Source organism: uncultured Thiothrix sp., assembly GCF_937873765.1.
GTDB lineage: Bacteria > Pseudomonadota > Gammaproteobacteria > Thiotrichales > Thiotrichaceae > Thiolinea.
Window position 1 is genome coordinate 1 of the sequence record NZ_CALMZC010000011.1, and the last position, 23,939, is coordinate 23,939.

Below are 23,939 nucleotides of genomic sequence, written 5' to 3' on the forward strand. Positions count from 1 at the left end.
GTGGTACTCTCTGATCCAGTGGTACTCTCTGATCCAGTGGTACTCTCTGATCCAGCTAAAGCTCCCGAACTTGTGGACGGCTCGTTAACTACAGGGTCTGATGTTGATAAAAGAGTCAAGTCAATGATCGGTGCATCTGATGTTGGTGGAGGGCATATAGCTTTGCCTAAATCATTAGCATATTTAATCCAATCGGCTTGTTTAGATCGGGAGGATAATATTGCTTCATTAGCTGGTAGCTGTGGTATAGCATCCTTAAGAAATTGCATAACTAATTTATTGAAATTATTCTGACTTTGAGTAGTGTTTAAAGTTTCTTTATCTACAAGTCCAAATTGGTTACGAACAATTGGATTGTTTAGGTAACGTTGCATTGTTGTTATATTAAAGTTTGGTCTATCTTCTGCTTTTATCAAAAACCATTTGATTGCATAGTCTAACAACAGACCTGCTTGCATATTTGGACTTTTCCTACCTTGTCGTGCTTTACGATTAGCAATTTGCTGAGCATTCCAAGCTCTCAGTCCAATGCCCTCTTGCTCGCCTTCGTGTCGCAAGGCTATCCAAGGATCAGCATCTTCACGGCTATTAAATACATGACAATCAATAGTTTCTGGAACTACACTTTCTACCTTAAAACGCTGAAATTGCTTTTTTAGTCTTTCATTCGGAGCTAAGTCTGGGTTATTCAATAACATCAAAGCACAGATTCGACGATTACCTTCTAAGATAATGTATTCATCGTCACCTTCATTTTCTGGATTTTTAAGCACACCTATCATGTCGAATGGGTTTGCTCCACGTTGGGCAATGTCTTTGGCTAAATTTTCCACTTTCTCGTTTTCTAAAAGATACTGAATGATTGTAGCTTGGTCACTGTACTCAGATGGTAGACGTGGGTTTTCTGTATCTAGTTTAAGCTTGCTAATTGGTACTATTGCTTTATATCCACTCATCAATAAACTCCAAATCAGGTACAGTTGTAATTAGTTAACTGAGCTAGCTAATAATAGGGGCAATTAGATTGTGACTGATTTTAATACAAGTTCATAGCGAGTGGTTATAAATTGACGATTTCGTTTAAAATCATCAATAATAGCTGTTCACGAGTAGAGCACGCTTTGCTTTATACCGCTTGGAGTTAGCCTTCGTGCTGAAGAAAGATAAAAATCGCTATAGCTACTGTGTTCCACTGTTTGTGAACTATATGCGTGAGAATGAGGTGGAGAATAAGCGGTTGAGGGAGTTGAAAGTATGGGTTTAATTAGCTTTGAGCTTCACGTGCCGATTTTTCCAAACGCCACTTAGCCAATTCACCATTTTCCACACGCTCGTAAATATCTTCGACTTTAAGCATCGTATTGATAGATTCAAGCATGACCTCCTGACCCAAGTAATAATAAAAAGGTTGCCAACCCGCATTACGGCGATATACTGTCACTTCGGCAATATCCTGCTCGACTAGCACATACTCCAACAAACTAGGCAAGGCGATGTATTCTAAACGCTTATCAGTTTTATCTGTGCGGCGGGTGCTTTCTGCAATCACTTCCACCACCAAAATTGGATGCTCACGTACATAATCATCTTGAGAAGGATCGTCATTACAAACAACGACAACATCAGGATAGCGAAACCGATCATGGGCAGTCTTGATGAGCATATCGCTTACAAATGGCTCACAAGGCTGATCTTGCAAAGCACTCCAAAACAAATTGGCAAGATTGCGCGTAATGCGATTGTGATTAATTTTAGCACCAGCCATCGCATAAACTTGCCCAGCCACATACTCGTATTTTTCAGTGCTTAAGCGCTCAGCCGCTAAATAATTTAATACACTAAGATACTCAAGCTGCTTTGCTAACATCAGCCCATCGCTCCAAAAATTTACTTCACTAGGCTGATACTAGCATAACTTCAGCCTGTCCCCAGCGAACAACTAGCTACCTAACTAGCAACCAATAGTGCTTCACGAATCCCCATCGGCTCATCTTTGAACAAACGCGCATCCATTAATTTAGGTGGTACACGCATCATCGGCACAAAGTCCATTTGTGCCAGCACATCGCGCTCCAGATCAATACCGGGAGCAATTTCCACCAGCTCAATGCCCTCTTCACAAAGCTTAAACACCGCGCGCTCAGTGACATAAAGCACCGGACGTTTCGAGGCAAATGCCACCCGCCCACTAAAGGTTCGATGCTCGACTTGGCTGACAAATTTGCGGGTTTTGCCTTCTTGCAGGACGCTGATCGCGCCATTTGCAATGGATAACTCTAATTTGCCAGCGGTGAAAGTGCCAACAAACACCACCTTTTTAGCATTTTGCGAAATATTAATAAAACCGCCCGCCCCCGCAAGTTTTGGTCCAAACTTACTAACATTCAGATTTCCCTCTTGATCGGCTTGCGCCAAGCCTAAGACCGCAATATCCAAACCACCACCATCATAAAAATCGAATTGATTAGGTTGATCGAGAATGGCTTGTGTATTGGTAGCAGCACCAAAATTCAGGCCGCCTGCCGGAATACCACCCATTACCCCCGGCTCCGCCGTGAGCGTCATTAAGTCAAAAATATTTTCTTCAGTGGCCACATTGGCGACTCCTTCCGGCATTCCAATACCTAAGTTCACCACATCATGCGCTTTTAGTTCCATCGCTGCACGCCGGGCAATCACTTTGCGCTCATCTAAAGGAATCGGCTCAATCGCAGACACCGGTACGCGCAATTCGCCTGCAAAAGCTGGATTATAGGGTTCAATAAAGGTTTGTTGCTGGTATTCGGGCTTCTCGGCAACCACGACGCAATCGACTAAGATACTCGGAATTTTCACTTGGCGCGGATTGAGCGTACCATGTTCAGCAATACGCTCAACTTGAGCAATCACAAGACCGCCGCTATTGTGCGCCGCCATCGCAATCGCTTGCGCCTCTAAGGTCAGCGCTTCTTTTTCCATGGTGATATTGCCGTCAGGATCAGCGGTGGTGCCACGAATGATGCCCACATGGATCGGGAAAGCTTTATACAGCAGATACTCCTGCCCTTCGATTTCCATAAGACGCACCAAATCTTCTTGAGTGCGCTCATTAAGTTTACCACCGCCATAACGCGGATCGACAAAAGTGCCTAATCCGACTGGCGTGAGTGTGCCCGGTTTACCCGCAGCAATATCGCGGAATAAATGACAAATCACCCCTTGGGGTAGATTCCATGCTTCGATTTGATTGTTGGTGGCTAATTCACCTAATTTCGGTGCTAAGCCCCAATGTCCACCAATGACACGTTTAACCAGACCCACATGCCCTAAGTGATTTAAGCCACGTTGCCCTCCATCTCCTTGACCAGCGGCATAGACCAAGGTCAAATCATGCGGATAATCTTGGCTAGCGTCCGCTTGTTGGCTGCTCTCAAGGAAGAGTTTTTCCAAGGCCACGGCAATATTTTCTGCAAAACCGATCCCAATGAAACCACTCGTCGCCAGCGTCGCACCGACAGGAATTAGCTCCACGGCTTGACGTGCCGACATAATTTTGCTGGCTTGGCGCTTGGGTTTAATCACTTTAATTACTTGTTGAGGCATGTTTAGTTCTCCTTGCCTGAATGGCTGCTAGACTAGTCCAGTTGCCTAGCACACTGCAATCACTACAAAAGCATCTGCCGCTTTAACCTACCTACGCCAAAAACTGGGTGAGAACAGAACTAAGACCGTAAACAACTCTAAACGCCCCATCAGCATAGCAAAGGAAAGCCACCATTTAGTAAAGTGATCTAAACCTGAAAAACTGCTCGAAACCTCGCCTAAACCGACTCCCATATTATTTAAGGCGGCGGCTACTGCGGAAAAGGAGGTCACTTGATCATGCCCAGCGGCCATCATTCCTAGCATAAAAATAGTAAAAACCGCAACGTACATGGAAAAGAATCCCCAAATCGCCCGCGTCACACTTTCCGGAACTGGCTCACCATTCACTTTAATATGCGTATGTGCATGCGGATGCGTAAGTAAACTCACTTCACGTAACCCCTGCTTCATTAATAATAAGAAGCGAATCACTTTCAAACCGCCCCCCGTAGAACCTGCACAACCCCCTACAAAACTGACAAACATTAATAAGACAGGTAATAAAGTCGGCCATACTGACATATCTGTGGTTAATAAGCCGGTTGAGGTCATAATTGAAGCTACTTGGAAACTCGCATAGCGGATGGTAGTTAATAAATCAGAATAGTAGTTATTCTTCATTAAGACTAAAACACAAATAAAAAACACTACTGACATAATCAGCAAATAGATTTTAAACTCTGAATCAAACCAATAGTATTTTATAGATTTATTACTTAAAACTGTAAAATGCAGAGTAAAACTAACACCACCCATAATCATAATAAAAGTTGCTGAGTACTCTAAGAAAGGATTATTAAAGTATCCCATACTAGAATCATGGGTAGAAAAACCTCCAGTAGATACTGCCGAGAAAGCATGGCAGACTGCATCAAACCAGCTCATACCACCTAGCAAAAATAAGCCAATTCCGATTAAGGTCAGAAGTAAATATACATACCAAAGTAAACGTGCGGTTTCCGTGATACGTGGTGTCAATTTAGAATCTTTAACTGGCCCTGGTGTTTCAGCTTTATAGAGCTGCATCCCCCCAATCCCCAACATTGGTAAGATCGCAACCGCTAAAACAATCATCCCCATACCTCCCAGCCAATGTAATTCTAAACGATAGAAATTAATCGAACGAGGTAAGGAATCAATTCCAACTAATACTGTCGCGCCGGTAGTAGTAAAGCCTGAGACGGTTTCAAAAAAAGCATTCGCCAAGCTAATTTCAAAACTGGTTGATAAGGATAGGGGAATAGTCGCGGCAACACTTAAACCCACCCAAAATAATACCGCAATTAAATAGCCGTCACGTAACCGCAATTCATTTCGACAATTTCTAAACGGTATCCACAGCAAAACACCCGCCGATAAAACCGAACCAAATCCCCACCAGAAATTAGATAAATCAGGGTCACCCATGAGTTCACCAATTGCAATCGGTGGCAGCATGGTTAAGCTAAATAGCATCAAAAAAATTCCGAGAATTCGGAAAATAACGCCATATTGCATGATTAAAAGAAATGAATACCGACTTGGAAGAGTTTTTCTACAGCAGGAATATAGCGCTTATCAGTCAGGAACATAATAACATGGTCATCTGGCTCAATCAGTACATCGTCACCCTCTTTCATGATGATCACTTCCTCATTGCGCACTAAAGCGCCAATAATCGTTGAAGGTGGCAATTTTACTTCACTGACACGCCGCCCGACGACACGCGAAGTTTTCTTATCACCATGCGCAATGACCTCAATCGCTTCTGCAGCCCCCCGCCGCAAAGAATGAACCGCTACAATATCACCGCGCCGAATATGCGTCAGCAGTGCACCAATCGTAATTTGATGCGGGGAAATAGCGAGGTCAATACTACTTTCCACTAAAGCGGTATAACTCATCCGATTAATGAGACTCATCACTCGGCGCGCACCCAAGCGCTTAGCTAACATCGAAGAGAGAATATTCGCTTCATCATCATTCGTGACCGCGATGAAAACGTCGATATTCTCGATATTTTCTTCAATCAGCAGATTTTCATCCGCAGCATCACCTTCTAATACCAAGGTTTTGTCTAATCTTTCCGCAAGTTTAGATGCACGCTCAGGATTTCGCTCAATAATTTTTACTTGATAGCGCGCATCCTCCAATTGGCGGGCTAAACGATTACCGATATTGCCTCCTCCAGCAATCATGATACGCTTATACGGTTTATCAAGGCGGCGTACCTCACTGATCAAAGCACGAATATGCTTAGGATTGGCAATGAAGAAAACCTCATCATCCACTTCGACCACGGTGTTTTGACTAATAGTGACTGGCTTATCCTGACGAAACAGCGCCACGACTCGCGCTTTCACACCCGGCATATGCTCATACATTTCTTCCAAGCGATGCCCGACCAAAGCACCACCCGCCATCGCGCGTACACCCACTAATTGTACTTTACCATCGGCAAAATTAAGAACTTGTAAAGCTCCCGGATGCGCAATCAAACGGAAAATGTATTCTGTGACTAATTGTTCAGGGCTAATCAGCACATCGATAGGCAATGCATCGGTGGCGAATAAGCGTGGGTGCTCAAGATAATGGGAAGAACGAATCCGTGCTATTTTGGTGGGTGTGCGATACAGGGTAAAAGCCACATGACAAGCGACCATGTTGATTTCGTCACTATTGGTGACTGCAATCACCATATCGGCGTCTTCGATACCTGCCCGCTCTAAAACACGAGGATAAGAGGCCTGCCCGATTTCAACACGGACATCGAGTTTTTCTCGTAAAGTGCGTAAAGCTGAAGCATCGGTATCCACAATAGTGATATCGTTGTCTTCATGCGCCAGAGCCTCAGCTACTGAGCGCCCAACCTGTCCCGCGCCAAGAATCATGATCTTCATGGCGTGGATTATAGAGGTTAATCAAAGATTAACGCCCATATTTTTTTGGATCTACGCCTAGAGAGCGCATTTTTCGGTACAAATGGGTACGCTCCATTTTTACTTGATCGGCCAATTTACTCACATTGCCATCCGCTTGCTTCAGTTGATAAATCAAATAATCATGCTCAAACTGCTCACGAGCTTGACGTAAGGGCAAATCATATAAGCTTTCAGGTATTTGGCCGATTTCGCTGGTAAACACTGGCACGGTTGCCCCTACGGCCTCTTCAGCCTCTTCTAAACTGATCTCCACCTCAGTACCTAAAATTAGTAAGCGATGGACTAAATTGCGTAGTTCTAAAATATTTCCAGACCAGCGATGATTGCGTAGGAAGTTCTGTGCCGGCAAAGTGAAATGCCGATAAGGTAAACCATCTTGTGCGGTGAGCTGATTCACATAGTAATTTAATAGCTCTGGTACATCTTCAGCATGCTCACGTAAGGGTGGTACCTGAATAGGTAGCACATTCAATAAATAATACAGCTCTTCATTGAAAGCGCCTGCATCAATATCATCTTGAATATCATGCGTCGCTGAGACAATCAACTGGACATCAAAATCAATTTGCTCAGTACCACCGAGGCGAGTAAAGCGTTTAGTTTGTAAAGCTAAGAGTAAGCGCTTTTGGCTTTCGGCATCCAACTCTGCAACTTCCGCCAAATATAAACAGCCGCCTAAGGCTTCATCCACCAAACCATAAGTGAGTTTATCGTCTAACTCTGCGCCAAACAGCTTTTGCTCAATACTGCCTACCTCCAACATAGACAAGACGACTTTTACAAAAGGACGATCACGCCGCAGGCTATGGGCATGAATATAGCGAGCCACTGCCTCTTTCCCAACCCCATGCTCACCATAAAGCAAGACACTAGAATCATGCTGGGCAATCCGACCTGCTTGCTCACGCAGAAGCTGCATAGCTTTACTCGTTCCCACAATTTCATGTGAAAACACCATCTGCCGCCGCAAACCTTGGTTTTCTTGCTCTAATTGACGAGTGCGCAAGGCATTTTCGATGGTGAGCAGCATTTTGGCGAGGGATAAAGGCTTTTCAATAAAGTCATAAGCGCCAAGCTTAGTCGCTTCTACTGCAGTCTCAATCGTTCCATGCCCCGACATCATAATCACTGGGCAAGTCAGGCTGTTACTAGAGCGCCACTCTTTTAAGAGAGAAATACCGTCTAAACCGGGCATCCAAATGTCTAACAATACCAGTTGGGGCTTACGTTGTTGGAAGATTTCACGTGCCCGCTCCGCATTCTCCGCCACTTCTACACGATAGCCTTCATCTTCAAGAATTTCGCTTATCAGTTGACGAATATCTGGCTCATCATCCACGACTAAAATCAGGTGTGCTGTCATCGCTAATCCTCCTTTAATGACTAAGCTCCGGCAACGATAGAGCATCCTGCTCGCGATTCACCGGAAAGGTTATTGTAATAATAGCGCCATTTGGCTCAGCATTGCGTGCTGCTAAGCTACCGTTATGCTCTTCTACGATTTTTTTTACAATCGCCAAGCCCAAACCAGTCCCTTTGTGTTTGGTAGTCACATACGGCTCGAATAAATGCGGCAAGATCTCAGCGGGAATCCCAGGTCCATTATCATGCAGACATAAAACCACTTGCTTAGACTCTGCTTGATCTTCAACTCGGGTACGAATCAGAATCCGCCCATCAGTACACCCCTCGCCAATGGCCTCTAGCGCATTCTTTACTAAATTTACCATGAGTTGACGAATGCGGTGCGGATCTAAAGCCAAGAGTGGCAGCTCCTGCTCTTCTAACACGACCCGTACTTTTTGCGGATTATCAAGATATAACTCAGTGACTTCTCGCACGATTTGGTTCAAATGTGTCAACTGTATGATCAAAGCGGGAGCTTTTGCATATTCGCTAAAAGCGTTCACCATGGCTTTTAAAGTATCGACTTGTTGAATAATGGTGCGGGTCATGCGATTGAGGAAGTCCGCCGAATCTTCATCTAAAGATTTACCTAATTTGCGCGATAGCCGCTCAGCGGATAATTGAATCGGTGTGAGTGGGTTTTTGATTTCATGAGCCAAGCGCCGTGCCACTTCACTCCAAGCCGCATCGTGCTCAGCCTGCACCACATCTGTTACATCTTCAAAGACTAAAACATAACCTTTTTGCTGCTTAGAATCATCAGGTAAACCGGCGCCACGACAGACTAAAACACGTCGCCCGCGTTCAGAAGGTAAATTAACTTCAGCTTGCCAATCGGTTTGCGGTTGATCTAACCAAGGTTTAATCGCCTGCAGAAAAGGTTTTAATGCTTCTTGTGCAAAGGCCTCAGCTAAATGCTGGCCTAAATGATTCTGCAGAGGCTGTCCAAGAATTAAACTCGCCGCACTATTCACCCGCCGAATCACTTGCTCTTCATCTAAAGTGACCACACCTGAAGATAAATGCTCTAAAACCACATATAAATAATCATGCTCTTGTTGTAATTGTCGCCGCGCTTGTTCACGCTCTTGTTGCACGCTGGATAAACGCTTAGTCATAGTATTAAAAGAGCGTGCTAATAAACTAAAATCATCACGATCAGAAACTGGGAGCTTTTTCTGTAAATCGCCTGAAGCAACCGCTAAAGTCCCTTCGACTAAATCACGCACTGGCCTAGTTAAACGCCGCGAGAAAATAAAGGCAGCCCAGAGTGCAAATAATACTGTTAAAACCGAAATTACTAAGAGCGCTAAACGAAAGGTATTCTTTAAACCCTCTTGATTAAAACTAATGGTACGATATTCTTCCTGTGCAGAGCTGACACTAGAAGCTAGGCTACTTTCGCGCTCTGAAAAGGGAAACATTGCCGTGAGAATCCCATTACTATTGTCTGATCCATAACGTACACGCATGGCAACACGAATAAATAAAGTTCCATCCTCGCCCGTTGGTTCTAAATGAGAATACTCATCACGTCGACTCATAGTACGAATCAAATCACTGATCGGAAATAAAGGAATGAGCTTGGCTACTTCATCGACGCTAGTGACTAAAATCCGCTGATCATCGCTAATTAAAATTGCTTCTTGCGCACCATGCAAAGCCCGCCAATTATCCATTAAGGCAGCTACTTCTAAACGTCCTTTACCGCGAATTTGCATCGCCAAGCGGGATAAGTCTTGAAAATGCGCACTGCTACGAATCGACAAAGATAAATGCGATAACTCCACTGCATCATCTAAAGCCCGTGCAATGCGTACATCTAATTGCTGCCCCACATTCTTACCAATGAAATTCATCGAGAAGTAAACTACAACCACAACGGGCAACATGGAAAGAATTAAAAAACCCATCATTAAGCGGAGCGTGAAACGAGAACCTGCTTGGCGAGTATGCCATTGGTAAATCGCTCTCACTAAATTCGTGAGGATCGCAATACCTAGTACAAATAGAATAAAAATATTTAGATAAACTAAGGTCTTTCCATAAGAGCGAAAAAACTCAGCATCACGTGTAGCTAAATGCAATAAACTTAAAGAAACAATCAATAAACTACCCACTACTGCTGTGGGTAACCAACGCCAGAGATTTGCTTTTAGGGTGTTAGCGCCCACAATATGCCTTGACTCACCAGTGAATGATCTTCAGAAAATAAATTTGATAGGCCTAAAGGTAAACTATCAGGCTCTTTGGGTGATAAACTAGCCTTCATATATAATGAGGTATTGGCTTTATACACAGTAGTTGGCAAAGGGGGAAGTTTATAACTCTCTAGAGAGCCTAGGTGCTTTAATGCCGAAGCTAGATTTGAAAAATTCCAATGCTCGCCGGTATCTTTACGCACGATTTGATAGTGGCGACTTAAAGAATGATACTTAACTTCAGAGATAATACTGGCAAACTTTTCACTTTTATTAAACCACCAGTCACTATGCCAAATTAAATTAAAGCGTACTTCATGAATTAAACTACCACCATTTAATAAGCTGTCACGTAAATAATCAGTAAGTTGATAATCCAAATGCAAAGTAGCAGTTAAAGATTGATTTTGACCATTATTATACAGCGTAAAATCTCTTACGGTAATTTTCTCTTCAGCCGCAAAACTCGTTGTTACTAATAGCCACCCTAAAAAAATAATGCACAAACTACGCATCCACCATGAGTTTTTCATTATATGCTCTTTACTTACGCTGTTTTTTCTAACAACGCATAATAGAAACCATCCATGCCCTGTTCGCCGGGCAAGATTTGCCGTCCTACCGACAGCGCTCGTCCCCAATTGGCCTCAATCTGTTTAACTTGAACATCCGACTCAGTTTGTAAAAACTGCTCAATTTGTAAATTATTTTCTTCTGGTAAAATCGAGCAAGTGGCATATAACATCTGCCCACCCGGCTTTAATACCTGCCATAAAGCCTTCAATAACTTGGCTTGCTGCTGTTGCAGTGTAGCAATGTCCGTTTTTTTACGCAGCAGCTTAATATCTGGATGCCGCCGAATCACCCCCGTCGCTGAACAAGGTGCATCTAACAAAATCCGATCAAAGCCTCGTCCATCCCACCAAGTGTCTAAATCATCTGCATCTGCCACTTTTACCTGAGCTTTTAAATTTAATCTCGTTAAATTTTCGTAAACTTGCTGAGTACGCTTCGAACTATTATCCAAAGCCCATAAATCGATGCCCGGATAACGCTCTAATAAATGGCAAGTTTTCCCCCCCGGTGCAGCACAAGCATCCAATACCCGCATATTTGCATGGCAAGTTAACAAGGGAGCAGCTTGCTGAGCGGCTGCATCCTGTACCGAAAACGCACCTCGAGCAAAATCCGGCAACTCAGTAACCGTAAACGCCTCCGGCAAATAAATACCCATCTCAGTCTGCAACCAAGGCTTAGCTGCAATCTCAGACTGTTGTAAGCGCTCTAGATACTGTGCCCGCCTCATCACTAAAGCATTCACCCGTAAACTCAAAGGCGGATGCTCATTACTAGCGCGCATGATGGTTTGCCAGTCTTCAGGCCAAGCTTGTTTTAGACGATCCGCAAGCCAAGTTGGAAAAGAGTACTGTGCAGATTCAAGCTGATCAGCTTTAGCTAAAATGATTTCCTGCTCACGTAAAAATCGACGCAATACACCATTGACTAAACTGCCTGCCCAAGCTTTCTTTAGAGCTTTGGTCGCTTGCACCGTTTCACTCACTGCTGCATGGTCTGGAGTACGTTGATAGATAATTTGATAAAGCCCTAAGCGCAACAAACATTCAATATCTTTATCCGAGGCCTTAATCGACTTATCCAGTAATTCGCGCAGAATGGCACCCAAGCGTCCATGCCAGCGCACGGCACCAAAGCACACATGCCGCACCCAAGCCTGATCACGAGCCGATAAATTTTGAATATTGGAATGCTGTAAGACTTCAGTGAGGGACTCACCTTGATAGCTAACCCGTTGCAAAGCACGGGCAGCAATAGCACGAGTATTCACGAAGCAACCTTAGAAAAACGCTCACCCAGTAAAGAACGCGCATTGAGAAACTCAGCCGCTGTTAAGCGTTTACCACCCGCCATTTGCAGTTGTAGAATCCGTACCAATTGCCCATCGCCTGCCACAATATCAATTCCAGCACGAGTTTCAGCCACTACTGTGCCTGCAGGTGCTGTACTGGTTTGGCTTAAAGCCTGTGAAGCAAATAAACGTAAAGCCAACCCTTTATAGTGGGTATAAGCGGTCGGCCAAGCATCAAACGCACGAATTTTTCGATCAATCATCGCTGCTGATTGAGTCCAATCAATCTCTGCTTCCGCTTTCGTCAGTTTGTGTGCATAACAAACCTGCTGCTCGTTTTGCACTTCTGGCTTTACAGTATGGTTCTGAACTTGTTCTAAAACTGCCAATAAAGCCTCAGCTCCTTGTTGAGCCAACTTGTCATGGATACTTTGCCCACCATCGTCGAGTGCAATGGGGCAAGCTGTCTTCAGGAGCATATCACCGGTATCTAAACCAGCCGCCATCTGCATAATGGTCACACCCGTGAGAGCATCACCTGCTTGGATTGCACGTTGAATGGGTGCAGCACCCCGCCAACGCGGTAATAAAGAGCCATGAATATTCAAGCAACCGTAACGCGGCGTATCCAGCACCCCTTGTGGCAGAATTAAGCCATAGGCCGCAACCACCATGACATCCGCTTGATAAGTGCTTAAGATAGTTTTTGCTGCTGCGCTTTTAAAATTAACAGGCTGCTCAACCGGAATACTCGCTGCAACCGCTACTTCTTTCACTGGGCTAAATTGTAACTTGCGCCCACGCCCCGCTGGACGATCGGGTTGTGTATAAACCGCCACTACGTCGTGCTGCTGTGATGCTAGTAAAGCTTGTAAAGCAGGTACGGCAAATTCAGGTGTACCTGCATAAACGATCCTTAAACCAGCACTCATCCCACAGCAGCCTGATTAGCCGCTGTTTGATTAGCGGGTGGTGGCTGGCGACTCAGCTTTTCCATTTTCTTCCGTACCCGTTGTTGTTTGAGTTGCGAGAGATAATCAACGAATAATTTTCCGTCTAAATGATCTAATTCATGCTGAATACAAACAGCTAGTAAACCATCAGCCTCTAATTCAAAACTTTGACCATCACGGCCTAAAGCACGCACTTTAACGCGCTCAGCACGCGTAACCTTTTCATAGTACTCCGGTACGGATAGACAGCCTTCTTCGTGCTCAATCTGACCCTCTTTATGCAGAATTTCTGCATTCACCAAATACAAAGGCTCGTTTTTTTCCTCGGATAAATCGATCACCACTACTCGCTGTTGGATATTAACTTGGGTTGCAGCCAAGCCAATCCCTTTCGCGGCGTACATGGTCTCTAACATGTTGTCCATCAACTCACGCATCTTCTCGTCTACCACAGCCACTGGGCTTGCCTTCTTGCGTAAGCGTGGATCGGGATGATGTAAAATTTCTAAAATAGCCATATTAATAATTACCGAAAATCAGAAAGTGGTGCGCGTAATTCAATCATCAGCCTATTATAACGCAAAGTCCTCTAAGCCAATAATAACTACAAGCTCGAATTACAAGGATAACAACATGCTTCGCTTTTCCCATCTGCTATGGGCTGCTTGTGTAGGTAGCGCTACCTTAACCACTGGGTGTATGACCAACTCACCTGCTACTAAGCCTGCCATGTCTTACTCTACCAATCCAACCCATTACGACGCTTATTATGGAATGCCGCCGCAACGCGGACGTCTGAGCTTTGCTGACCAACCCACCGGTAGTGGGATTCAAGTCAACCCTAATGCCCCTACCACTTATGTCGTACAGAAAGGGGATACTTTATGGGGTATTGCTCGCAAATTCCTGAATACACCGTCTTATTGGCCGGAAATTTGGGATAAGAACCAGCAAGTCAAAAATCCGCACCAGATTTATCCGGGCGATATTTTGTATTTTAGCTATAGCAAAGAATTGGGAGCAGATGGTAGCAATAAACTCATCCCCAGAATTCGAGTGGAACCCAAAGGTTTAACCGGTGAATCCTTGGTGACACTCGCGCCCTTTTTAGAATGGCCGCGCATTATGCATGATGAAACGATTAAAAATGCGCCCTATTTATTAGCAGCTAAAGATGGCGAAACCTTAATTCCACCGGGTGCAACGGTTTACTTAAAAAACATGCAGCAGCCACGGGTTGGTGCACGCTATGCAGTCTATCATCCCGACAAGCCTATCTATGACCCAGAAACTAATAACTTATTAGGTCATCAAGTAATCTACAGCGGTTACGCACGGGTGGATCGGGTGGATACGATTTCAACAGCTACGATTTTGGATATTGACGAACCGATTCGAGTTGGAGATCGCATCCTCCCAGTAGATCGTCGCCACAGCGAATTACGTGCCGCTATTCAATTGCCACCCAATAAAATTCGTGGACAAATTGCAGCGATTTATGATGCCGAATATCTAGGCGCGCAATGCATGATTCTCGCGATCAATCGTGGTAAAAACCAAGGTATTAAGCCGGGCTATGCACTAGGAGTCTATACCGATGGCAATACGGTAGAAGATCATTATCAAAGCTTCCGTGGCAATGCACGCCATACACCTAAAGCCACCCTGCCTCCGGCCAAAGTCGGTGAAGCCCTTGTGTATAGCGTGCATGACAATTTGAGCTATGCCTTAATCACTGAATCTGGGCGCGAAATTAAAAATGGGGATAAAATAGGTAATCCTTAAACGCCATCGAACAGGAATTAAAGCCTACGTGGAAATTACCGAAGACGAACTGTATGCACGCCTACAAATTTGGCGTGCTGCAGGTATTGGCCCCGCCTCTCTCAATCGCCTATTAAATTATTTTGGCTCTGCTGTTGCGGCCTTAGTAGCGAGTGATACAGCAATTAGCCAAGCTGGTTTAAAATCCGACACCATTCAAAACTTACGTGCTGTCCCTGCTGAAGCTTCTGCTGCCGACTTAGAATGGCTACATCGGGCTGCACATCGTCATATTCTAGTGCCCGAAGATAGTCGTTATCCCAAGCTTTTGCGTGATCTTAAAGCAGCCCCACCTATTCTGTTTGTTGCTGGCAAGCCTGAACTCTTAAATGAGCCACAGCTTGCAATGGTTGGCAGTCGGACTCCAACCACTTATGGCAAAGACAATGCCTACGCTTTTGCTCAGTATTTAGCAAAACACGGCCTTAGTGTGACTAGTGGCCTAGCGCTAGGGATTGATGCAGCCAGTCATCAAGGTGCTCTGGAAGCGGGAGGCTCTACCATTGCAGTGATTGCAACCGGCTTAGATATTATGTATCCCACCAAAAATCGTAACCTTGCTGAGCAAATTGTCGAACAAGGCGCGATTGTGAGTGAATTCCCAATTGGCGTAAAACCGCAAGCGAAAAACTTCCCTCGACGCAATCGCATTATTAGTGGCCTGTCTTTAGGCACTTTAGTGGTCGAAGCTGCCTTGCAGAGTGGTTCTCTAGTCACCGCTCAGCATGCGATTGAACAGGGGCGTGAAGTTTTCGCCATTCCCGGCTCGATTCACAGTCCCTTAGCACATGGCTGCCATCGCTTAATTCGTCAAGGCGCCAAATTGGTGGAAACAGCAGCTGATATTTTGGAGGAGTTAGCACCCCAATTACAGGCTTATTTAGGACTTGATCTAAGTACAAAGGATACACCAACATCTCAAATCCTTAAACCGCCCAAGCCTTTATCGTTCTTAGAAGAAGTTAAGACTCAAGGAAATGCTGAAGAACGGTCAGAGGCCAGTTTAGATGCAGAAGAGCAACAAATTCTCGCTACCATAGGTCTAGAGCCGCTACCGATTGACCAGATAGTGATCCAAACAGGGTTGACCACTGACGTGGTTTCCTCCATGCTGCTGATGCTAGAGCTACAAGGCTACATCACTGCCTGTGGCGGCGGTCGCTACAAGCGGTTGTAACCAAGAGACTGAACTTGATGAAAGAAAGCACACTGGAAGTACTATTCTATCTGTTTGACAACTATCCAGAGATGGATGACGAAGCCACCCCGAATGAAGACCGCGAATCCATGAATGCTTATTTGCAGGGTGCTGGTTTTATGCCCGGTGAGATCAATCGTGCTTTTAACTGGCTCGAAAGTCTAGGTGATGAGCATCAAGGTGTATTAGAACCTAATTCACCACATTCTTTACGTATCTTCGCACAGCAAGAGCAACGCTGGCTGAATACCGAATGTCAAAACTATCTTTTATTTCTGGAAAAAACCAGTATCCTCAATTATGAATCACGCGAACAAGTCATTGACCGAGTACTGGCTTTAGAAGACCCTGACTTCAGCCTTGACCGCTTGAAATGGGTCATTTTAATGGTACTGGTTAATCGTCCCAATGAAGATAATAGCGCCTTATGGACTGAGGGTTTGACCTTAGATGGAACGAGTCCGGTCTATCATTAATCACATAAGGTCTATTTACTTTTGCTAGCTTTTCAGGTTTAAAATGCAGGCCACTGGCTTTTAACCTAAGCCTAATTTTTAAATTTTAACTTGAAAAGCAGCTAAATGAGCGAAAATCTGGTCATCGTCGAGTCACCGGCGAAGGGCAAAACCATTCAGAAATACTTGGGCAAGGGCTTTGAAGTGCTTGCATCCTATGGTCATGTGCGCGATCTCATTCCAAAAGAAGGCGCGGTTGACCCTGAACATGGTTATGCCATGAAGTACGAGATCATTGACCGCAATCAGCGCCATGTCGATGCTATCGCTCGTGCGGTTAAAAAAGCGGATACTTTATATCTAGCCACTGACCCGGATCGCGAAGGCGAAGCGATTTCTTGGCATTTATATGAACTCCTAAAAGAACGCGGGGTACTTGAAGGCAAAAAAGTCCATCGGGTCGTGTTTTATGAGATCACTAAACAGGCGGTACAAGAGGCCATCACTCATCCTCGCGACTTAGCTTATGAGCTGATCGATGCGCAACAAGCACGGCGAGCGCTTGATTATTTAGTTGGTTTCAATTTATCACCTTTACTCTGGCGAAAAATTAAACGCGGTCTCTCAGCCGGTCGAGTACAAAGCCCTGCACTACGCATGATTGTGGAACGTGAAGAAACCATCGAACACTTTCAGCCACAAGAATATTGGAATATCACTGCATTACTGGATAAGCAAAACTTTGAATTCACTGCGCGCTTACATACTTTAGAGGGTAAGCGCTTAGAACAATTCGATATTAATACGGCTGAATCTGCGCATCATGTTCGTGAGCGCTTATTAAAAGCCGCCCAAGGCAAACTCATCGTTGCCAAAATCGAACGCAAAGAGCGTAAACGCAATCCTTCCGCGCCCTTCACTACTTCAACCTTACAACAGGAAGCGGTGCGTAAATTACGTTTTTCCTCACAGAAAACCATGCGAACGGCTCAACAGCTATATGAAGGCATTGATTTAGGCAGTGGCCCGGTGGGTTTGATCACCTATATGCGTACGGATTCGGTTGCTTTAGCCAGTGAGGCGATTGCTGAATTACGTGCCTTTATTGAGCAGCGCTATGGCAAAGATAAATTGCCCGACTCACCACGTCAGTACAAAACTAAATCGAAAAATGCCCAAGAAGCACATGAGGCGATTCGTCCTACCTCCTGCCTACGAGTTCCTGAAGAAATTCGTGGGCATTTAAGCGAAGAGCAGTTCCGTCTTTATCAATTAATCTGGCAGCGCACGGTTGCTTGTCAGATGATTCATGCGTTGATTGACACCATTTCTGTTGACTTAGCGGCTGAGCCGACTAGCTTCTTCCGTGCTACCGGCTCAACCGTGCGTGATCCCGGCTTCTTAGCCGTGTATGAGGAAGGCTTGGATGATCAGAAGATTGAGAAGGAAAATCCGTTGCCGCCGTTAACTGAAGGGGAAGCCATTCAGCTCAAGGACATCGAAGCGACCCAACATTTCACTGAACCACCGCCGCGCTACTCAGAAGCCACACTGGTAAAAACACTGGAAGAATATGGCATTGGCCGTCCCTCCACTTATGCGAGCATTATCTCTACCCTGCTCGCACGCGAATATGTAGAAATTGATCGTCTGCGTTTTATTCCAACCGATATTGGGCGGATTGTGAATAAGTTTTTAACTGAACATTTCACTCAATATGTTGATTATGACTTCACCGCGAATCTTGAAGATCAGCTTGATGAAATCTCACGGGGTGAGACAACTTGGGAACCTGTCCTTGATCAATTCTGGCAGCCTTTTAGTAAGCTGGTTGATGAGAAAATGGACAATGTGCAGCGCAGTGATGTGTTGCAGGCACGTGAATTAGGTCTCGACCCCAAAACAGGAAAGCCTGTTTCCGTGCGCATGGGTAAATTTGGACCGTTTGTGCAAATTGGCTCACGTGATGATGAAGACAAGCCCATTTTTGCTAGCTTACGTGCCGGCATGAAAATGGATTCAGTGAGTTTAGAAGAGGCTCTTGAGCTATTTAAGCTCCCGCGCGCTTTAGGTGAAACGGCTGAAGGGCAAACGATTAGTGCGAGTATTGGCCGCTTTGGACCTTATTTACGCTATGGCGCTAATTTCGTCTCGCTGAAAAAAGATGATGATCCTTATACCGTAACCTTAGAGCGTGCGCTTGAATTAATTGAAGAAAAGAAAGTCAGTGATCTAGCAAAAATCATCCATGATTTTGGCGATGGCATTCAAGTGCTAAAAGGTCGTTGGGGCCCCTTCTTAGCGAGTGGCAAAATTAAAGCGAAGATTCCAAAGGATAAAAGTCCAGAAACTCTGACTTTGGAAGAAGCTCAAGCTTTAATTGCTGAAGCTACTCCAGCCAAGAAGGAAACCAAGAAAACCAGCAAGAAACTGTTAGAAGCCAAACCGGAGTCTACAGAAGCCACTAATACTGAAGAGAAACCTGCTAAGAAAAAGGCAGCCCCGAAAAAATCGGCTACTGAAGACACGCTCAAGACCAAGACACCTATCAAGAAAACAGCAACAAAGTCAGCCACAACCAAAGCAAGTGGTACCGCAACGAAAACACCTCGCAAAAAAACGGGTACCTGATGCCATGCGTATCAGTACCCAGATTGAAGAGGCCGCTGCAATAGTAACAGCAGGTGGTCTCATTGCTTACCCCACTGAAGCCGTCTTTGGTTTAGGTTGTGACCCACAGAATGAAGCTGCTTTACAGCGCTTGTTAGAGCTGAAACAGCGTCCAGCTCATAAAGGCTTGATTCTGATTGCGGCCGAGCTTGAGCAAGTAACCCCCTATCTTGCCGCACTCACGCCGGAAATTTTAGAGCGTATCCTGCCAACTTGGCCAGGACCTTATACGTGGCTATTGCCAGTGAAGCCAGCAGTTTCTTCACTGGTGCGCGGTGAACATGACACACTCGCGGTACGGATTAGTGCACATCCTGTGTGTCGAGCTTTATGTCAGCAATTCGGCGGCCCACTCATTTCCACTAGTGCTAATCCTGCCACGCAAACACCTGCCCGTGATCTAGCAAGTTTACAAACTTACTTTGCGGAGCAACTCGATCTCATTCTCGATTTGCCTTTAGGCCAACAACAGAATCCCAGTGAAATTCGCAATGCACAGACTGGCACACTGATTCGCTCCAGTTAATTCGACCAAAGATAGTTAGGTATGCATCTAAACCTCCACGCTCAACGTATTAAGCCTTAGCAGCATGATATGGATACCTTGAATGACTTGCTTTTACGTTGTGGTCGCCAAGATGGAGCTGCCTTTAAACAGCTCTATCAGCAAAGCTCGCCTAAATTATACGCCTTATGTTGCCGCCTCTTGCGGGACGAAGCACTAGCAGAAGATGTTTTGCAAGAAGGCTTTGTAAAGATTTGGCATAACGCAGCGAGCTATAGCACTGATAAAGGCCATGCCTTGACTTGGATGGCAACGATTGTACGTAATCAAGCCTTAGATCGCTTGCGGATGGCAAAGAGCCGCCCAGAAATTCATCCTGATGTGGAATATGAATCGCTGGAATTTGCCTCACAAGCGATTACACCCGATCTACTAACGCAACTCAGTAGTGATACCCAACAACTACTCGAATGTATGGAACAACTTAGGCCCGAACAACGTGAATGTATTTTCCAAGCTTTTTACTATGGCTGTACGCATGAAGAATTAGCTGCCAGCCAACAGCGTCCGCTGGGTACGGTGAAAGCATGGATTCGGCGTGGCTTAGAACAACTGAGGAATTGCCTAGCATGAAGCGTTATAAGAACCCAGACATTTTTGAGCCACTCGCGATGGCTTATGCTTTGGGTACTTTGCAAGGCCGAGCACGCAACCGTTTTGAGCAATTAATGCAACAGCACTTATATTTGCGGGCGACTACGCAGGCTTATCAGCAAAAATTTAATAGCCTAGCGGAGTTAGTCCCACCGCAAACAGTACCTACTAGAGTTTGGCAACAACTAGAACAAGAGCTTAAGCTTAAGCTAAAACCAACTAAATTAAGTTTCTGGGAGCGGTTTCAAATATCTCTTAACTGGGCGCTCCCCAGCCTAGCAGCGATTATTGCTGCTGTATTAACAGCCTTTCTCTTAAATCAGCCTAAGCCACCTCAAGCTTATGTTGCTGCTTTAAAATCGCCCCAGCAACAAAATTCGCTAGTGCTCGCAATGGCGAAGCATGATGAAATGAAGATTTCTTTTGAAATGCTTGATCAGCATTTAGAAAAGCAGCCGGGTATGGTGGCGACCTTATGGTGCATTTCTAAGAATAAAAACGAACTACCGATGCGCATGGGTACTTTAGAGCACACTAAACAAGAAATTGCTTTGAATCCAAATATGTGGAAAGGTTTAGCAACCGCCAGTGAATTTGCCATTAGTTTAGAACCACAGACTACAAATAGAGCCACTCAACCCCAAGGCAAGATTATTTTAAGTGGCGTTTTGCACCCGATGGCAAAATAATTATTCCCAAGCCTGCTTAAAAGCTTCGATCTTGCGCCGCTCCTGCTTATTAGGTTTACGTACTGGCACATTCACGCCATGCAAGCGGCGTATTTCCATCTGTTGTTCACGCTCTTCACGTTGGTACTCATCCTCTTGATAAAGCAAGGCTGCCTCTTTGGCCGGACGACGTTGCTCATTTAAGCCGAGCACAGTGATTTTCCAAGTGTTTTGCTCTTTACGAATACGTATTACATCACCGATGTGCACTGCTCGCGAAGGCTTAGCACGTTCCTCGTTGACCTGCACATGGCCACCATTAATCGCCTCCACCGCGAGTGGGCGAGTTTTAAAGAAACGCGCAGCCCACAGCCATTTATCCAAGCGTAGAGCCGTTAAGGTTTCCACTCCAGCGGCCAATCCACTATTCGATCTTCCCATTCATCCTCATCTACATCTTTGCTAAATACGAACTTATTGATTATAGACTCGCCTTGGGCATGAATAGTTGCTTTGCTCCCTGAAACCAAATGATGCCAAGACGGTAGATCCTTACCCTCATAAATCAAACGATAAGCACAACTCGGCGGCATCCAATACAACTGATCTAAATTCTGCGGCGTTAAGCGCACACAATCGGGCATCAAGACTTGTCGCTGAGAATAATTGCTACATTTACAGCTAGTTCCATCCAGTAAATTACAAGCAACATCCGTGTAATACACCGTGCCATCGTCTTCATCCTCCAGCTTATTTAAGCAACATTTGGCACAATGATCACAAAGACTTTCCCATTCTTCATCGCTGAATTCGCTTAATTCTTTTTCTTTCCACCAAGGCTGTGGGAGATCATTATCTTCAGGCTTATTCATGGGTGTGCTCAGCGGGTAATTTAAGAATTTTTGCTTTCAACTGCGGGAAATCAGCTAGTGAGCTGTAATAAAACATATCGCCACCCTTAGCATCAATCAGCATAGCTAAACCACGCTCCGCATAAAACCATGCATCCACAGTATCCGTTAGTTTCACCACTTCTGACCCAGCACCAAAGCGCGAGAGAATAATGTCCGGCTCATAATTTACAGTGGGAATATAAATCAGGGTTTTAATTGGGAAATCGTTCGCAAGCTTTTGATTGGCTTCCGAAACCGTTAAGCGCCATGCACCGCTAGCTTGGGGTTCACGTTTAATATGTTCTTTCGCAAATTTTTCCAAAGTAGCAGGATCAGCAGCTAATTCGGCGACTAATTTTGCTTCAAAAACACCCAACCGCTGCTTACCAAAATAAGCTTCTAAGCTATAGCTATTGTTAGTCTGCATCACTGCCAATTCAGGGAAACTGTGCCACAGCTCAATCGCTTGGCGTAAGGTGGTTTTCCCCAACTCCAAGTGAAAAGCTTGCGTATGTCCCTCTGCCGTTTTGCTGACTTGCCAAGGTAAATTATCAACGGCTTGTGGATGATCATCTGACTTGCCACAAGCGCTTAATAGCAACAGAGTACAGAACCCTGCTAGAAAAAGCTTCATCGCTCTAACCTATTACTTGTAAAAACGCGCATCATACCTGAGCAACAACTTTCAAGCATACCAGCCTTCACTTTCACCGTGCTCAAGCAATAATTGCACTAAATCCGATACATATTGCTTCAAATATTTATTCTTCGCCCAAGCCACACGAGTAGTCGAGGTCGGCAATAAATGGGATAAATCACGCAGCACCAAATCATCATCATGAATATAGGAATACGCCATTTTTGCAATAATTCCAGCTCCAAAACCTAAGCGTACATAGCTTAAAATCACATCCGTATCGGTTGCTGCAAAGGATACATCCAAATGCAAACCTGCCTCTTCAAAGGTTGACTGCACTTTAGAACGGCCTGCAAAACCGAAGACATAAGTCAAAATGGGATACTTAGCAATGCGCTGTAAAGTCAGCTCACCTGCGGCTAAAGGATGACCCTCTGGTAAAATGAGACCATGATTCCAATCATAGCAACGTTCACTGGTCAGCCCTGGCGCTTTACCGATTTCCTCCGTACAAATTGCAATATCCGCCTTACCTTCATGCAGCATACCTACTAATTGCGAGGGCGCACCCTGCAACAGGTGAATCGAAACTGCTGGATAACGTTGGCGAAACTCCATAAGCACTTCAGGCAAAAAATACTTCGCTTGGGTATGTGTGGTAGCAATGCGTACTTCGCCGCTCGTTTCCATGCGATATTCATCCGCCACCGCACGAATATTTTCAAGCGCTTGCTCAATCGTATCGATTTGCTTGACTAGGGCACGACACACCGGTGTTGGCTCCACTAAGCGCTTACCTTTGCGCTCAAAGAGTGGCATACCCAGTTCTTCTTCTAGTAAGCCTAATTGCCGACTGACTGCCGATTGCACCACATAGTGTTGCCCAGCAGCGCGTGAAACATTCATGCCGTTACTTAGTAAGGTTTTCAAGAGCCGCAGTTGAATGAGCTTCACAAGCTACTCCTCAATTTAATCGAAAACATCGATATTAATATCTTATTATATCACTTTTAAGCATTAAAGCAGTTCTGTAGGATGATAATTACTAAAAGCAAGCAATTACCAGCCAAAGGATTTTTCACATGAGCGCCGTCACAGCACCCAGTTTAGATGTTCAAGTTGAAGAAAGCTCTAGCATTGAAGTAGTAGCCCATGCTGAAAATGATGCTACTTATTTGGAAGAGCCTGAAATGTTCGTATGGAACTTTGATCCTAGCATCTGCGGCTAAAGGATTAATTTTAAGTTTTTAAAAGTTATCTACAGCTCTGTTCGGCTCACTTCTACTAATAACTCTACAATTGCTTAGTAAGCTCCAGCTTATTCAAACGCTTTATTTTGATTTCCTCTCAGCGACGCGGCGGAACTTTGAGTCCGCCCTATTCTTTGCAAAAAATTCACTAAAAATCATGGTCATGCACCAGAAGAGTTGAAAAACATCTGATTAATGAATTCGCCAATGAC

Annotated in this window: 23 protein-coding genes; 8 read left to right on the forward strand and 15 right to left on the reverse strand. The window is 44.8% G+C overall.

Going from position 1 to position 23,939, the window contains the following annotated elements:
• The 11 genes from Q0307_RS01720 to def all read right to left on the reverse strand — a co-directional run.
• Positions 1-956: hypothetical protein (locus Q0307_RS01720; protein ID WP_298655554.1), on the reverse strand; the 956-nt coding region annotated here is incomplete at its 3' end.
• Between the two features lie 308 nt (positions 957-1,264).
• On the reverse strand, positions 1,265-1,867 hold the full coding sequence (locus Q0307_RS01725) for a Uma2 family endonuclease (protein WP_298655557.1): 603 nt from the start codon (positions 1,865-1,867) through the stop codon (positions 1,265-1,267).
• 80 nt (positions 1,868-1,947) lie between these two features.
• Positions 1,948-3,582, reverse strand: coding sequence for an acyl CoA:acetate/3-ketoacid CoA transferase (locus Q0307_RS01730; RefSeq protein WP_298655559.1), 1,635 nt, complete (start codon positions 3,580-3,582; stop codon positions 1,948-1,950).
• Positions 3,583-3,669: 87 nt separating this feature from the next.
• Positions 3,670-5,079: a TrkH family potassium uptake protein gene (locus Q0307_RS01735; protein WP_366936735.1), complete on the reverse strand. Its 1,410-nt coding sequence runs from the start codon at positions 5,077-5,079 to the stop codon at positions 3,670-3,672.
• Positions 5,080-5,123: 44 nt separating this feature from the next.
• Positions 5,124-6,503 (reverse strand): Trk system potassium transporter TrkA, encoded by a 1,380-nt coding sequence (gene trkA / locus Q0307_RS01740; protein WP_298655565.1) that lies wholly within the window; start codon positions 6,501-6,503, stop codon positions 5,124-5,126.
• Positions 6,504-6,531: 28 nt separating this feature from the next.
• Positions 6,532-7,908: a sigma-54 dependent transcriptional regulator gene (locus tag Q0307_RS01745; RefSeq protein WP_298655568.1), complete on the reverse strand. Its 1,377-nt coding sequence runs from the start codon at positions 7,906-7,908 to the stop codon at positions 6,532-6,534.
• Between the two features lie 13 nt (positions 7,909-7,921).
• The gene (locus Q0307_RS01750) at positions 7,922-10,126 is read right to left on the reverse strand and encodes an ATP-binding protein (RefSeq protein WP_298655571.1); all 2,205 of its coding nucleotides are present in this window, start codon (positions 10,124-10,126) and stop codon (positions 7,922-7,924) included.
• Positions 10,108-10,686, reverse strand: a complete 579-nt coding sequence (locus tag Q0307_RS01755) for a DUF4390 domain-containing protein (RefSeq protein ID WP_298655573.1) — start codon at positions 10,684-10,686, stop codon at positions 10,108-10,110. The genes Q0307_RS01750 and Q0307_RS01755 overlap by 19 nt, the downstream gene beginning before the upstream one ends.
• Positions 10,687-10,700: 14 nt before the next feature.
• Complete coding sequence (gene rsmB / locus Q0307_RS01760; protein WP_298655575.1) at positions 10,701-11,999, reverse strand: 16S rRNA (cytosine(967)-C(5))-methyltransferase RsmB; 1,299 nt, start codon at positions 11,997-11,999, stop codon at positions 10,701-10,703.
• Positions 11,996-12,952, reverse strand: a complete 957-nt coding sequence (fmt, locus tag Q0307_RS01765; RefSeq protein WP_298655578.1) for a methionyl-tRNA formyltransferase — start codon at positions 12,950-12,952, stop codon at positions 11,996-11,998. The genes rsmB and fmt overlap by 4 nt, the downstream gene beginning before the upstream one ends.
• On the reverse strand, positions 12,949-13,491 hold the full coding sequence (def, locus tag Q0307_RS01770) for a peptide deformylase (protein WP_298655581.1): 543 nt from the start codon (positions 13,489-13,491) through the stop codon (positions 12,949-12,951). The genes fmt and def overlap by 4 nt, the downstream gene beginning before the upstream one ends.
• A gap of 115 nt (positions 13,492-13,606) precedes the next feature.
• On the opposite strand from def, the gene Q0307_RS01775 reads away from it, so the two are divergent.
• From Q0307_RS01775 to Q0307_RS01805, 7 genes are all read left to right on the forward strand, one after another.
• The gene (locus tag Q0307_RS01775; RefSeq protein WP_298655584.1) at positions 13,607-14,758 is read left to right on the forward strand and encodes a LysM peptidoglycan-binding domain-containing protein; all 1,152 of its coding nucleotides are present in this window, start codon (positions 13,607-13,609) and stop codon (positions 14,756-14,758) included.
• A gap of 28 nt (positions 14,759-14,786) precedes the next feature.
• Positions 14,787-15,974 carry a DNA-processing protein DprA gene (gene dprA, locus Q0307_RS01780; RefSeq protein ID WP_298655587.1) on the forward strand — a complete coding sequence of 396 codons (1,188 nt, stop codon included), beginning with the start codon at positions 14,787-14,789 and terminating at the stop codon, positions 15,972-15,974.
• Between the two features lie 17 nt (positions 15,975-15,991).
• On the forward strand, positions 15,992-16,471 hold the full coding sequence (locus tag Q0307_RS01785; RefSeq protein ID WP_298655590.1) for a DUF494 family protein: 480 nt from the start codon (positions 15,992-15,994) through the stop codon (positions 16,469-16,471).
• A 105-nt stretch (positions 16,472-16,576) separates the two neighbouring features.
• Positions 16,577-19,081 carry a DNA topoisomerase I gene (locus Q0307_RS01790; RefSeq protein ID WP_298655593.1) on the forward strand — a complete coding sequence of 835 codons (2,505 nt, stop codon included), beginning with the start codon at positions 16,577-16,579 and terminating at the stop codon, positions 19,079-19,081.
• 4 nt (positions 19,082-19,085) lie between these two features.
• Complete coding sequence (locus Q0307_RS01795) at positions 19,086-19,646, forward strand: L-threonylcarbamoyladenylate synthase (RefSeq protein ID WP_298655596.1); 561 nt, start codon at positions 19,086-19,088, stop codon at positions 19,644-19,646.
• Positions 19,647-19,715: 69 nt separating this feature from the next.
• The gene (locus Q0307_RS01800; protein WP_298655599.1) at positions 19,716-20,258 is read left to right on the forward strand and encodes a sigma-70 family RNA polymerase sigma factor; all 543 of its coding nucleotides are present in this window, start codon (positions 19,716-19,718) and stop codon (positions 20,256-20,258) included.
• Complete coding sequence (locus Q0307_RS01805; protein WP_298655603.1) at positions 20,255-20,968, forward strand: anti-sigma factor; 714 nt, start codon at positions 20,255-20,257, stop codon at positions 20,966-20,968. The genes Q0307_RS01800 and Q0307_RS01805 overlap by 4 nt, the downstream gene beginning before the upstream one ends.
• Here the strand turns inward: Q0307_RS01805 and Q0307_RS01810 are convergent, their stop codons facing one another.
• Genes Q0307_RS01810 through Q0307_RS01825 form a run of 4 tightly spaced genes read right to left on the reverse strand, consistent with a single transcriptional unit; the run spans position 20,969 to position 23,431 of the window.
• Positions 20,969-21,355, reverse strand: a complete 387-nt coding sequence (locus tag Q0307_RS01810; RefSeq protein WP_298655605.1) for an RNA-binding S4 domain-containing protein — start codon at positions 21,353-21,355, stop codon at positions 20,969-20,971.
• Positions 21,343-21,819 carry a YcgN family cysteine cluster protein gene (locus Q0307_RS01815; protein ID WP_298655608.1) on the reverse strand — a complete coding sequence of 159 codons (477 nt, stop codon included), beginning with the start codon at positions 21,817-21,819 and terminating at the stop codon, positions 21,343-21,345. The genes Q0307_RS01810 and Q0307_RS01815 overlap by 13 nt, the downstream gene beginning before the upstream one ends.
• Complete coding sequence (locus Q0307_RS01820) at positions 21,812-22,474, reverse strand: hypothetical protein (RefSeq protein WP_298655611.1); 663 nt, start codon at positions 22,472-22,474, stop codon at positions 21,812-21,814. The genes Q0307_RS01815 and Q0307_RS01820 overlap by 8 nt, the downstream gene beginning before the upstream one ends.
• 51 nt (positions 22,475-22,525) lie before the next feature.
• Positions 22,526-23,431 (reverse strand): LysR substrate-binding domain-containing protein, encoded by a 906-nt coding sequence (locus Q0307_RS01825; RefSeq protein WP_298655614.1) that lies wholly within the window; start codon positions 23,429-23,431, stop codon positions 22,526-22,528.
• Between the two features lie 128 nt (positions 23,432-23,559).
• Between Q0307_RS01825 and Q0307_RS01830 the strand changes: the two genes are divergently transcribed.
• Complete coding sequence (locus Q0307_RS01830; RefSeq protein ID WP_298655617.1) at positions 23,560-23,706, forward strand: hypothetical protein; 147 nt, start codon at positions 23,560-23,562, stop codon at positions 23,704-23,706.
• Positions 23,707-23,939: the final 233 nt, after the last annotated feature.